10 protein-coding genes are annotated in these 12,448 nt (G+C 34.4%); 6 read left to right on the top strand and 4 right to left on the bottom strand.

Features of this window, described 5'->3' with window-relative positions; all coding sequences use genetic code 11:
* The first annotated feature begins 32 nt into the window (after positions 1-32).
* Complete coding sequence (locus tag NZ579_06380) at positions 33-875, top strand: PHP domain-containing protein (protein MCS7299562.1); 843 nt, start codon at positions 33-35, stop codon at positions 873-875.
* A gap of 7 nt (positions 876-882) precedes the next feature.
* Here NZ579_06380 and NZ579_06385 read toward each other — a convergent pair whose 3' ends face one another.
* Complete coding sequence (locus NZ579_06385) at positions 883-1,890, bottom strand: CapA family protein (GenBank protein MCS7299563.1); 1,008 nt, start codon at positions 1,888-1,890, stop codon at positions 883-885.
* Positions 1,891-2,091: 201 nt separating this feature from the next.
* Between NZ579_06385 and NZ579_06390 the strand changes: the two genes are divergently transcribed.
* Together NZ579_06390 and NZ579_06395 are read left to right on the top strand one after the other, a co-directional pair.
* Positions 2,092-6,519 carry a hypothetical protein gene (locus tag NZ579_06390; GenBank protein MCS7299564.1) on the top strand — a complete coding sequence of 1,476 codons (4,428 nt, stop codon included), beginning with the start codon at positions 2,092-2,094 and terminating at the stop codon, positions 6,517-6,519.
* Positions 6,509-6,958: a RecX family transcriptional regulator gene (locus NZ579_06395; GenBank protein ID MCS7299565.1), complete on the top strand. Its 450-nt coding sequence runs from the start codon at positions 6,509-6,511 to the stop codon at positions 6,956-6,958. Before NZ579_06390 ends, NZ579_06395 begins: the two co-directional genes overlap by 11 nt.
* A 35-nt stretch (positions 6,959-6,993) precedes the next feature.
* Here the strand turns inward: NZ579_06395 and NZ579_06400 are convergent, their stop codons facing one another.
* Genes NZ579_06400 through NZ579_06410 form a run of 3 tightly spaced genes read right to left on the bottom strand, consistent with a single transcriptional unit; the run spans position 6,994 to position 8,795 of the window.
* Entirely contained in the window at positions 6,994-7,761 is a 768-nt protein-coding gene (locus NZ579_06400; GenBank protein ID MCS7299566.1) for a hypothetical protein, read from the bottom strand.
* Positions 7,762-7,798: 37 nt separating this feature from the next.
* Complete coding sequence (locus NZ579_06405) at positions 7,799-8,266, bottom strand: hypothetical protein (protein ID MCS7299567.1); 468 nt, start codon at positions 8,264-8,266, stop codon at positions 7,799-7,801.
* Positions 8,256-8,795: an NUDIX hydrolase gene (locus NZ579_06410; GenBank protein ID MCS7299568.1), complete on the bottom strand. Its 540-nt coding sequence runs from the start codon at positions 8,793-8,795 to the stop codon at positions 8,256-8,258. The genes NZ579_06405 and NZ579_06410 overlap by 11 nt, the downstream gene beginning before the upstream one ends.
* A 117-nt stretch (positions 8,796-8,912) precedes the next feature.
* On the opposite strand from NZ579_06410, the gene secD reads away from it, so the two are divergent.
* From secD to queA, 3 genes are read left to right on the top strand one after another with little or no spacing between them, the layout of a single operon-like run.
* Positions 8,913-10,454 (top strand): protein translocase subunit SecD, encoded by a 1,542-nt coding sequence (gene secD / locus NZ579_06415; protein ID MCS7299569.1) that lies wholly within the window; start codon positions 8,913-8,915, stop codon positions 10,452-10,454.
* A 9-nt stretch (positions 10,455-10,463) separates the two neighbouring features.
* On the top strand, positions 10,464-11,375 hold the full coding sequence (secF, locus tag NZ579_06420) for a protein translocase subunit SecF (GenBank protein MCS7299570.1): 912 nt from the start codon (positions 10,464-10,466) through the stop codon (positions 11,373-11,375).
* A 2-nt stretch (positions 11,376-11,377) separates the two neighbouring features.
* Entirely contained in the window at positions 11,378-12,424 is a 1,047-nt protein-coding gene (gene queA / locus NZ579_06425) for a tRNA preQ1(34) S-adenosylmethionine ribosyltransferase-isomerase QueA (protein MCS7299571.1), read from the top strand.
* Positions 12,425-12,448 lie beyond the last annotated feature (24 nt).

The raw sequence follows: 12,448 nt of genomic DNA on the forward strand, positions 1-12,448 counted from the left end.
TAAGAGTGAGTTATTACTTTAGGGGATAGATTATGGTAGAGTTAGGTAATAGGAATGCTGACCTTCACATTCACTCAGTTTATTCTGATGGTGATCTTTCAGTCGGACTTGTCCTAAAGGAGGTAGTTAGCAGAGGTATAAAGTTCATATCTATAACAGACCATGAGAATACAAATCAATCTAGAGAATTAGCGGAACTTGTTAAGAATTATAAAGAAAACATTGCTTTCATACCCGGGGTTGAGATTTCAACAGCGTATGATGGGCTAGAGATACATCTTCTGGCGTATTACAATCAAAACATAATTGATAAAGTTGACAAGTTAGTATCTCCAATAAGAGAGTATAAGAAAAGTAGAGTTATTGAAACTATACAAATGTTGCACGATGATAACATTTACGTTGACCAGAGTATCATCAGGAATGGTAGAAGAACGATCAATAAAATGATCCTAGCAAGGTATCTATACCACAATTCTGACTTTCCGAGTGTTGAGAAAGTTTATAAGTCTTTCTTCGGTAAAGGAGCAAAATACAAACTAGAGAATACATATCCGGACACGAGAGAGATATTGACTGACCTTAAGTCTGTAGGTTGTGTTGTTGGTGTTGCTCATCCAGACTTTCTAAAAGATTGGAGTAAAATTGGATATATATTAGCACTTAAAAAGATAGGTCTTGATGGGATTGAGGTGTTTCATCCCCTTCTTGATGAGAGTATGACAAAAAGTCTTCTAAAATTCTGTCAAGAGAATGATCTCATTCCTCTGGGAGGTAGTGATTTTCATGGATATGAAACAAAAAGAAATCAATTAGGTCAATTTAACACATTTGAATTATCCGCTCGTAGAGTTATGGAACTTCTTGGAATCTGATGCTTAACTATTCCTCAAACTTGTAATACGAATTAGGAAAGTCTTCCTTACCAAGTCTGTTTATGAGTTTAGTTCCTCTCTTTTCTCTATCATAGACTGGTATTCCTGGTGGAAGTTGGATTGTAGGTATGAAGTTTGCCTTTACGAACTCGCCTTTTGTTGTGATATGAACTTCAATAATACCACCTATCCCGCCGTATCCCTTTATGTTAAAGTTTCCATGAGTAAGGAAGTTGCCTAGCGAGTATGCTATTAACCTACCTTTATATATCTCTACTGCTCTTAACACATGTGGCCCGTGTCCTATCACAAGGTCTGCACCTGCGTCAATAACCCCTCTAGAGAATTTAACAACGTTCCCTCTGTTGCTACCTAAAAAGAATTCAACATTGTCTTCCGTCTTTGTCGCTGAGTTTCCTTCGGCACCACCGTGAAACGAGACTATGACTATATCATATTTCTTCTTTAGATCACTCACAATCTCTTTCGCTTTTGGAACATCAAGTATTGAGAATCTACCTCCACTGAAACCAAAGGCAACCACACAGACCTTTTTACCTTTAACTTCAATAACTGCGTAGTCCTCCATATTAGCGATCGGAATTCTCAAACTTTTTGCTAACTGAATTGTGTATTCATAACCTCTTCTTCCGTAGTCCATAACATGGTTGTTGTTGAAAACAATTAGATTAAAACCAAGTTTTTTTAGAGCGTTTGTCAGGTAGGATGGCATTCCAAACTCGTAGCAGTTTGCTTTCCTACCACCGCACTTTGACGGTTTAAACCCATCGCTTATAAACGCACCCTCTAGATTACACATAACTATATCAGCATCTTTCAGATAAGGTCCAATTGATTCTACGAATTCTTCCCCTTTCCTTTCTGGCAAGATAGTCTTTGGTGTAACCGAGCCAAACATCGTATCTCCAACTGCTTTTATCACAATATTATCGTTCCCGTAAATTGATTTGGTGAATAATACATATACAAACAAGAATATTATCACAAACTTCATAGGGTATGAAACTTTAAATTTGTTGCTTTGTAGATATCAAGATGATGTAGGTTCAGTAAGGCTTGAGACTTTATAATATTTTAGTTGGTTATCTTTGTTCTACTAATGCTTTTCTTAGGAGTTAAACATTTACTAAACATCAACTAATTGCAAGAAAGTTTGTAGATTTTTGAAAATTGATTTATACCTTGGGAGGGGAGAATGCTTGAAGTTCTTGTGTATATCTTAGTTTCAGGAGTAACTGCACTATTAGTTTCCTTAGTAGTAAGAAGTAGAGATAAATCATTAAACAACTTTGAGAAACTGAAAAAATTCACTGAGAAGCAGATTAGTGATTTTGAATCTATGTTGAGTGAAAAGACTAAAAGTCTTGAAGATTTACTTATAAAACTTGATGCAAACCTTACCATCGGTAAAAACTTGATCTTCACTATAAACGAGAAGATTTCAGAGATAAGAGGAAGTGATAGTGATCTTTCGGAAGCACTTAAAAGGATAAATGAGTCAAAGAAGGAGATAAGCAGTATATTATCATCAGTTGAGAGCATAAAGAAGGAGTTTGAGAGGTTTAAGAATGAATCAAAAGAGCCGATGAAAATAGTTCAAGAATTCAAAAACATTCTTGCGAAGGTTGATGAGACGAAATCTCAGATTGATAAGGAGATGAAAAACCTTGAAGGTCAGGTTACATCTTCAGAAAAGAATGTTGATAAATTTATAAACCGAATAAACTCTCTAGAATCATCTCTGAACACTTTCTATGATTCCATTGAGGGTAAAGTTAAAAATATAGAGTTAAGTCTTAATGAGAGATTAAGAGAAGTAGAATCATTCACCAACACTATTGAGATTAAAATAGATAGGGAGATAGAGAAAATCTTATCGGAGATTGAGAGTAACTTTCGGAAAGTAAGAGATGAGGTGAATAATACTATGGTTCAAATTGCTAATAATTATCAAAACCAGATAGCTAGAGACTTGGACCAAAAGTCGCAGGAGATAAAAAGATTTGCTGAAGAAAGATTGAACAAAAACTTTTCAGATGTTGACGCAGTAATAAAAAAAGTTAAACAGATTGAGGAAGTAGCACAAAGGCTTATAAACGATACAAATACACTCAAGGAAGATATATCTACAAAGTTCAAAGAAACTTCCCAAAGCATCTCAAACTTCACAGAATGGCTTGATGAGAATATAAAGATGAAGAACATTGAAATATCAAATCTACAGAATATGTTTTCAATACTTGATAACTCTGTAAAGGAATTCAACAACAAACTTAAGATACTTGATACTAATTTCTCAAAGGTAAAGCAGGAGATAGAGACTACCAAGGAATATTACACTGAGATGATAATTTCGGAGTTCAACAAGATAAAAGTTATGCTTACATCTGGTCTTGATGAGAAGGTTGTAGAACTCATAAAAGAGGTCAATCAGAGAGTTGATGCTACAATAAATGAGAAGATAAGGTCTCTTGAAAGTCTGTTCGCTGTAAAACAGGATGAGCTATTCAACAGATTTAAGGATAACTTTGTAGCAATAAGAGATAGTATGAATAGGGAAATAAACGATTATATAAAAAGTTTTGACCTGCAGATAGATTCTATCAAGAATGATTTTATAAATGATATACAGAAACTTGATAGACAATTCTCTGAAAAGTTTGAAACTATATCTTCGCTTGAGAGTAAAATAAGCCTTATAAAGGATGAGGTTTCAAATGTGGATGGTTATATCAAGAAATTCAGTGATTCAATATCATCATTATTAAAAGAGAATGAGATGAAGGACAAAGAGATAAGAGAGTTGTATGTTAATCTTACAAATGATTTAGTGAATAGGATTCATGAACTTTCGCAAGATGTGGATATGAGAATAAAGGTCGTTATAGATAAGATAGACAAAGAGATACACCAGGCAAGAGATAAATTCAATCAGAACTTAAATGATATATATGAGAAGTTTATTGAAGATATGAAATCACAAGTAGCAACACATGCAGATGAGTTGAGAGTCTCCTTTAACAACACATCTGATATTATGCTCTCAAGAGTTAGAAGTGAGTTTGAGAATATAGACAAAAAGATAGTAGAAACAAATAACACATTAAAACATCTTTCGGACAGTATCTCAGAAAAACAACAGAGTATAGATGTTCTTGGTAATGATATTCTTAAATTGTCAGAATCAATGAATAAACTATTCAATGAGTTTGAGAAGAAGATGAGAGATGAGAAGGAAGTTGTTAGAAAAACTGTTGAAGACTTCAATCAAAAAGTTTTGAATATATTCGCTGCTGTTGAGAACAAGTTTGATAACACTAAAAAGAGTATTGATGAACTCTACAAGCAAGAAGACCAGAAATTCCAAGAGACTATGAATTACTATGATAAGAAATTTCTTGAGATGATAACCAAATTGGAGAATGATATGATAAAGGGTTTTGAGAAGATAAAGGAAGAGTATTCAAAACAGCTTTCAGACTTTACAAACTCCAAGAACAATCAAGTTTCGTTAGAACTTGATGAGATGATGAAAAAGTTTACAAAGAATTATGAGTCTAACATTTCACTGCTTAAGAATAGGTTTGATAGTTTCATAAACGAACTACAATCTGAGTATTCGTCAGTCAAAGAGACAGTAAAAACTTATATATCCAATCTTGGAGAGGCTAAAAAGCAAGTTATTCAAGATTATAATGATCTTGAGAATGACCTTAAGTCAAAGTTTAAAGAGATGGAAAATAAATTTTTTGAGTTCTACTCATCTAGAGTGTCGGCACTAAAAGAAAAGTTTGAAGAGATAGGTAAAAAACTTGAGGATGACTACAAATCTTTTAAGGAGACGATCAAGAATAATTACTCATCGGAAATATCCCAGTTTGTTGAGGCATCAAAGAAATCTTTTGATGCATCTCTCAATCAAGCGTTGAATGCTATTAAGAGTCAAACTGATAAGATTAATGAGGTTATTATCTCACTGGAAAATAAATACGATGCTGTTAACAACAAGATCTATAGTCTTGAAGGAAGACTTGATGACATAGCGGGTAAGGCTGATGAGAAAATTAGAAACATGCTTCTAGACCTGAATAACACTATTTCTGCCATATCCCAAAGGTATAGTGATAATCTATCAAGTAAGATAGCGGAATTTGATAGTGTTATACAAGAATCACATAGAAAAATGTCTGATACTCTGAATACTCTTAAACGGGACTTTAACAACCAGATGGAAGAATACCTTAAGGAAGTAGCCAGTAAGGTTGATATAGTTGAGAGTAAAGTCAATGAATATCTTGACGGAATAACAAAAAATCTACAAGATAGGATAGGTTCGCTTGAAAAGGAGTACGAAAGTGATATATCACATTGGATGGAAAGTTTAAAGGTTATGTTTGACAAAGAGAAGCAGACTATAAACAATGACATCACAAACTACAAATCGCATCTTGAGAATCAGCTATCTCAAATAGTGTCGTCAGTAAAAGAGCAAATGAAAAGCTTTGAGAATGAGATGATAAACAAAGTGGAGAAGATAAAAGAGCAAGTAGGCAATATTTACATAAATGAAAGAGATTTGATTAACTCACTGATAGAAAACGCTAAAAGTAGTTTGAATACTATGGCAAAAGATGCGGAGAAGAAAGCACAAGATTTTAAAGATTTCATTGAAGCCCAATTCAAGAGGTATCACAATGTATTGTCTAACATTGAGAGAAGAATAAATGATGCTGAAAACAACTTAAGCCAATTGAATAAGATGGATGAAAGGATAGGTAATGTGAGTTTGAGGTTAAATGAACTCAAGATTATGATGAACAATATAGAGGAGAACAGAAAACTGGTCTCATCAATTCAGAAGGATGTTGAAGATATAAGGAAAGAGAAGATAAACCTTGAGAAATTCTTATCATCTTATCAAAAAAATTCAAAGATAGTTAGCGATATTGAGGATAAGATAAACTCTCTCAACAGTTTGGTAAATAGGCTTTTCAATAATGTTGAGTTCATAAGAGACAAAGAGAAGCTCATAATAGATGTGTATGATAGGATAAACACTTTTGAGAAGGATATAACAGATATAGCAAGAACATTAGCAAACCTAGAAGCAAAGAAAGGGCTTGTTGAAGAAATGATAACCCAGATAAACTATCTCAAGAATACCATGTCAGACTTTGATAGGAGATTGAACCAATTAGGTAAGACACTTCAGGAGGCTATGAAAAAGAAGGAAGAGGTTGAGGTGTTTTTGTCTTCCATTAACTCAAGAATGGAGGATATACTTACATCAAATCACAAGATAGAAGGTGCTATTGACAAATTGCAAAGCCTTGACGGTATCCTGGTTCATATAAACTCCGAGGTTGACAAAGCAAGAAAGGTGAAAGAAGATCTTGTTAAGATGGAGGAAAAGATAAACTTAGCTATTGAAACTGCCAAGAAGTATGTAAGTGGTATTGAAGCAAGAACTGGAACAAAAGTCAAAGAACCAGAAATATCAAAGGATCAGGTAACAACTGTCATAAAACTCTACCGAGATGGTTGGAATATTGATAATATTTCAAGGGCTGTTGGTATCTCTAGAGACTTCGTTAATCTAATAATTGAGAAATATGGACAATAAGGTAATAAGTAGAGTTTTGAGATATATATCAATTAAACTCCGAACCACTAAAGAGGTGGAAAATTACCTACGAACAAAACTCAAACTACCGGAAGAAGAGATTAGTAAAGTATTAGACTACCTGAAGGATGCAGGTTTTTTGGATGATGAGTTTGTAAAAGATGCTATTATAAAGTCAAGGACATCAAAGGGGTTCGGCGCAAAATACATAAAACAGAAACTACTATCAAGAGGTATTGGTGTTAAAGAAGATATAAACACTGACATAGAGAAAGTCGTTAGTATAGTATTAAAAAGATATGACCCCGCACATAGTAAAGAAGATAAACTCAAGCTTAAAGCAAAAATATATAGATTTCTATCTTACAGAGGATTAAAATACGATGAGATAAATGAAGTTATGAGAAGAGTTTTCAACAAAGAATTCAATCACAGTTAGCCAAGTATGTAAAGTCAAAGGTAGTAAAGAATTAATTATTCATCTAGAAGTAATCTATACTTCTTAACTTTGAGTGCTTCTTCCTTTAGTTCAAGTAATTCCAGTATATCGTTCAATTTTTCAATTTGTTGGTCTCTTTTTGACGATATTCGCTCAAGTGATGAGATTATATACCTTACCAACTCTAACTCTTCCTCTGTGTTTCTAGTTATTTTCTCTTCTTTTGCAGGTTCTGGTTGTGAACTTCTTGTTGGAGTCTCATCTTTTATTCCTATTGATCTAGCCGACTCTAGTGTCTGTAAGAGCACATTGTAAAGATTTGGATACTTGTTTCTGTATCTTTCTATCAGTTCTGATGCTTTTTGAAAGTTGCCTGTTGATAGGAGAGAATTAAAAGTTATTGTTATCACAACACTTTCAACACCATTTATGTTTCCAACGTTATTGAGGTATTCTATACCATAATTGTAGGAGAGAGTAAACTTGTTTAACATATACGAAGAAAAAACGACATTGTATAGAGACTTTTGATATATGAAATCGTTCTTCTTTTTTATGACACTCTCTCCATATTTCAGTGATTTTTCATAATCGTTAAGCAAGAAGTATGATTCACACAGGTAGTAATCTATCGTTCTTTCATTGTCTTTTGTTCTCTGGATATTAGTTAGCACCGCTATGGCATTTGAGTAGTCCTTGACTTGTAATAACTGTATCGCTCTTGATAGATTAGGTCTAGAAACATCATCACTACCAAACGATGTCTGTGATGTAATAAAAACAATAACAAACAGGAGTAACATAACCATCAATAATATTCGGAAGCAGATTAGAACAAAGTTAATCACTTACTATCATATCAAACACAACGCTTAATATTATCTCACCGAACTCGCTTAAGAATACTATTTCAACACAGGGTGAAGAGTAGGACATAACTCTACCTTTGTATTTGTAAAAGATAGGATGTGAGATTGAGTAGTCAAGTTTCCTTCTGTATGTTATCTCAAGCAATTTTGAGTTAACCAGATTACCGAACTCTCCTATACCTGAGAGCACAAGATTTTTGTCTTTCGGTATCTCATCAACATCATATATTCTTCTTATTATCTCAAATGCTAGTTTTTCATCCATTTCGTATATTACACTACCTCTAAAATCTCCTTTTATCTTGAAGAAGAAAGAAATACTCTTCTCTATCTTCTTACCAGTTCTTAAGTTAACTTTGTCTTTATGTATCTCAATACCTATGCTACTACAAGTTAATCTTATAGCCTCTGTAAAAGGATTCACTATCTCAAACCTCATATTTCACCATCCTATTGCCTAATATGGAGAAACATATTATCGTTTTAGCATCCTTTATCTGATTATCTTTTATCATTCTTATGATTTCATCATAATCTAAAATAACAACTTCAGTAAATTCATCTTCATCAAGATTTTTTTGATGTAGAGTAAGATTTGTTGCGAGAACGATATGTATCTTTTCTGTGCTGTATCCAACGGCGGGGTAATACTCATATATCTTCTCTAACCTTTCTGCCCTGTATCCAGTTTCTTCCTCAAGCTCTCTTCTTGCCCCTTCAATCACATCCTCACCTTTCTCAATCTTCCCAGCAGGCACTTCCAGTAATTCTTCTTTTACAGGATACCTAAACTGTTTTATCAAAACAAATTTGTTCTTTTCAATCATTGGTATTACCGCAACTGCATTAGGATAATCAACAACGTCTTTTATCATTATCTTGTTATCATACTTTATCTTATCAGAGAATAGCGAAAAAGCACGACCTTTGTATATCAATTTATTCTCAACTATCTCAAACTTATTCATAACGAGATATATTATTTATGTAAGAGATTGTAATTTGAAGTTTTTAAGAAAAAATGATTACTAGAATCTAGTCAATCCAGTTTTTTATAATCATACAAGGATACTTGGAGAATGTTTATGGACTGGTTTAGGTTTGTTGTAATCCTTATTGTTTTATTCCTAGGGTTTGTGATCTTAAAGCCTACCTATGACTGGTATTTCGTAGTTCCTGAAGCGGACAAGAACCTTCTATCTCTTCCTTCGGAAGAAGTTAGCAAACTATCTCCAGAACTGAAGAAGAAATACAGTGAGGTCAAGAAACTACGAAGTAGCACCGTTTTAAACATAGGATTGGATTTAAGAGGAGGTGTATATATTACGCTTGAGCCAGACCCAGAAGATATGACAAACTTTCTACTTGACAAATATGAAGGGGATATGGAGAAAGTTATAAGTGAATATAATAACGAACTTGAATCGCAAGTGAATATATCACTTGAGATACTTAGAAACAGACTTGACCAGTTTGGCGTAGCAGAACCTGTTATAAGGCGAGAGAGTGGATACAGAATTTCTGTGGAACTACCTGGTATATCAAGTATAGCCCAAGCAAGAGAAGCAGTTAGTAAAGCAGGTAAATTGGAATTCAAGTTTGTAAATGATGAATTTATGTCAGGTATTGATAGGAAATATCTAAACAGTGAGGGACTAATATCAGACCTTACCACATTCCTAAAAGATAATTCTATACCTGAGGATAGTGAGGCTTATGGTTATTATGAGACTGACGAGTTTGGAGTGCCTGTTTTGAAAGGGTTTATAGTTCTCAAGAAAGAAGTTGTTTTGGACGGAAGTTACATAAATGATGCAAGGGTAGGACAGGATCAATTTGGAAGACCAGTTGTGGATTTTTCACTTACGCTTGAGGGTGCTGACATATTTGCGGAAATAACAAGGAACAATATTGGTAAGAGACTTGCTATAGTGCTTGATGGTAGAGTAAGAAGTGCTCCTGTAATACAGACAGAAATACTAGGTGGTAGAGGACAGATTACAGGAGTATTTACTCAAGAAGAGGTGAATAGCCTAGTATCAGTACTAAAGTCTGGTGCTTTGAGTGTAAAACTTAAGGAAATTGAGATAAGGTCAATAGGACCTTCACTGGGTGCGGATAGTATAAACCTTGGCACGAGAGCAGCGTTGATTGGTATATTGCTTGTCTTTGCGTTTGCCATATTCTACTACAAAATCTTTGGTTTTATTACCGCTCTATCGCTGGTTATGAACCTATTTTTAACGTTGGCAGGACTTGCGCTATTTAGAGCAACTCTTACATTACCTGGTATCGCAGGACTTGCCCTTACAATAGGTATGGCTATTGATGCTAATGTTCTACAATTTGAAAGAATAAAAGAAGAATTACGAAACGGAAGAGACCTCATAACCGCTATGAAGATAGGATTTGATAGAGCGTTTGTTACTATCATAGATACACATGTGACAGTAATAATATCTTCTCTGATACTTGCACTTTATGGATACGGTCCTATAAAAGGTTTCGGGACTACGCTACTCGTCGGTATAACTGTTTCACTGTTTACCTCTGTTTTTGTTGTAAGGTTCTTGGCAGATTTTGTTGTTCAGAGATTGAGATTGAGATTTTTGCCCGCTTTAGTATAGGAGGAGTATATGTTTAACTTTCTTGAGCCTTTGAGGAAGATAGATTTTGTAAGAAATAGGTTTTATTTCATAACTTTTTCTCTAATTTTGATCGTAATTGGTGTGATTTTATTCGTGGTTAAGGGTGGATTTAAGCAGAGCATTGACTTTGCTGGTGGAACAAGGCTTGAGGTTAAAATCAACGATAACATAGGAATAGAGGATGTTAGAAGAGTTATCTCTGCTACGGGGATTACGAGAAGTGTAACTTATGTGGGAGATCCGAAAGATAACATATTCCTTATAAGCATTGGTGTAAGCGAAGATTACATTCAAAAAGTTGAAACTATCAAGCAAGCACTTAAAGATAACTTCAAAGAGGTTGTAATAAGGGGTGAAAACACCGTAGGTCCAAGACTGAGTCAAGAGTTCTTTAGAAATGCGATGATAATGTCGTTGGTAGTGTCATTCCTTATACTCGTATATATTGGTATTAGATTTGACTTTATCTTTGGTCTGGGAGCCATAGTTTCTTTAATACACGATCTGCTAATTTCTTTTACTGTGATCATACTCTTTGACATAGAGATGGACATCTCGGTGATAGCAGCGATACTCACTATACTCGGTTATTCCGTTACTGACACTGTTGTTGTTTATGACAGGATAAGAGAGAATTTTGAGGCAGTTAAATCAACCGAAGTTGAGTATGTAGTAAATAAGAGTATAAGACAAGTTATAGTAAGGTCTGTATTAACTTCATTCACAACACTGCTTATAGTTCTAGCGTTCATAATCTGGGGACCTGAAACACTCAAAGGTTTTTCAATCGTCTTGTTAACCGGTATAATAAGCGGAACATATTCCTCTCTCTTCATAGCATCACCTATAGTAATTGAACTTGAAAAACAAAAACTCTTGAGACAAGAACAGGCACTTTAAAAATGGATATAAACGAGTTTGACTTTGAACTTCCAGAAGAACTGATCGCATACGAACCTCTTGAAGAAAGAGACAAATGTAGATTGCTAGTTGTTAATAGGAAGACATCTTCGTTTGAAGAAAGAGTATTTTACGAAATAATTCAATACTTTAGTTCTGGAGATGTTTTAGTTCTAAATAACTCAAAGGTCATTAAAGCAAGGTTGATGACAAAGCATCAACGAACAGGCAGAGAGCACGAGGTTCTTGTAGCAAACTTTCAAGATGAATATAACTTTCAAGCGATTGTGAAGGGTCTTAGCAAACTCAAGGTTGGTGATGTTTTAGAAGTTGGGGAATTTAAATTCACACTTGTTGGAACATCTGAAGGGCTAGGAATCTTCAGAAGTAATTTGAAATTTACGATAGAAGAACTTAATAAACTTGGTGAAATACCTCTTCCACCTTACATAGAAAAGAGAAGACGAAAACTTAACCTTCCAAGGGTAAGTGAAGAAGATGATGTTTTTTATCAAACTGTTTATTCTTCGGTTTATGGTTCTATTGCATCACCTACGGCAGGTCTTCATTTTACCAAAGAATTGTTGGATACTATACAAAAAGAAGGAATACTAGTTAGATACATAACACTCCACGTTGGGCCTGGAACATTTGAACCTGTTAGAACTAAAAAGATTGAGGACTTTAAACTCAAAAGTGAGTATATGGAAGTTAGCGCTTCCCTGATAGAAGAGATACTTCAAGCAAAAGAAAGAGGTAAGAAAGTTATAGCAGTTGGAACTACCGTGGTCAGGGCACTTGAGACCGTTTTTCGCGACATCAACAGAAACAGAAAAGGATTTAAGGGAGAAACTGATATATTCATATATCCCGGGTTTGAGTTTAAGGTTGTTGATAGTCTTATAACGAATTTTCACCTACCAAAATCGTCCCTTATACTTCTTGTCTCTGCTTTCGCAGGTAAGGACTTGATTATCAACGCATACAGATACGCTGTTGATAGAAGGTTTAGGTTCTATAGCTACGGCGACGCTATGCTGATTATTTAATAACTACTACACATTTTTATCCTT

The sequence above is a fragment of the Spirochaetota bacterium genome, from assembly GCA_025061835.1.
GTDB lineage: Bacteria > Spirochaetota > Brevinematia > DTOW01 > DTOW01 > SKYB106.

Coding starts and splice junctions, on each gene's coding strand:
- NZ579_06380 (MCS7299562.1), top strand. CDS start 33: ATGGTAGAGTTAGGTAATAGGAATGCTGACCTTCACATTCACTCAGTT.
- NZ579_06385 (MCS7299563.1), bottom strand. CDS start 1,890: ATGAAGTTTGTGATAATATTCTTGTTTGTATATGTATTATTCACCAAA.
- NZ579_06390 (MCS7299564.1), top strand. CDS start 2,092: ATGCTTGAAGTTCTTGTGTATATCTTAGTTTCAGGAGTAACTGCACTA.
- NZ579_06395 (MCS7299565.1), top strand. CDS start 6,509: ATGGACAATAAGGTAATAAGTAGAGTTTTGAGATATATATCAATTAAA.
- NZ579_06400 (MCS7299566.1), bottom strand. CDS start 7,761: ATGTTACTCCTGTTTGTTATTGTTTTTATTACATCACAGACATCGTTT.
- NZ579_06405 (MCS7299567.1), bottom strand. CDS start 8,266: ATGAGGTTTGAGATAGTGAATCCTTTTACAGAGGCTATAAGATTAACT.
- NZ579_06410 (MCS7299568.1), bottom strand. CDS start 8,795: ATGAATAAGTTTGAGATAGTTGAGAATAAATTGATATACAAAGGTCGT.
- secD (MCS7299569.1), top strand. CDS start 8,913: ATGGACTGGTTTAGGTTTGTTGTAATCCTTATTGTTTTATTCCTAGGG.
- secF (MCS7299570.1), top strand. CDS start 10,464: ATGTTTAACTTTCTTGAGCCTTTGAGGAAGATAGATTTTGTAAGAAAT.
- queA (MCS7299571.1), top strand. CDS start 11,378: ATGGATATAAACGAGTTTGACTTTGAACTTCCAGAAGAACTGATCGCA.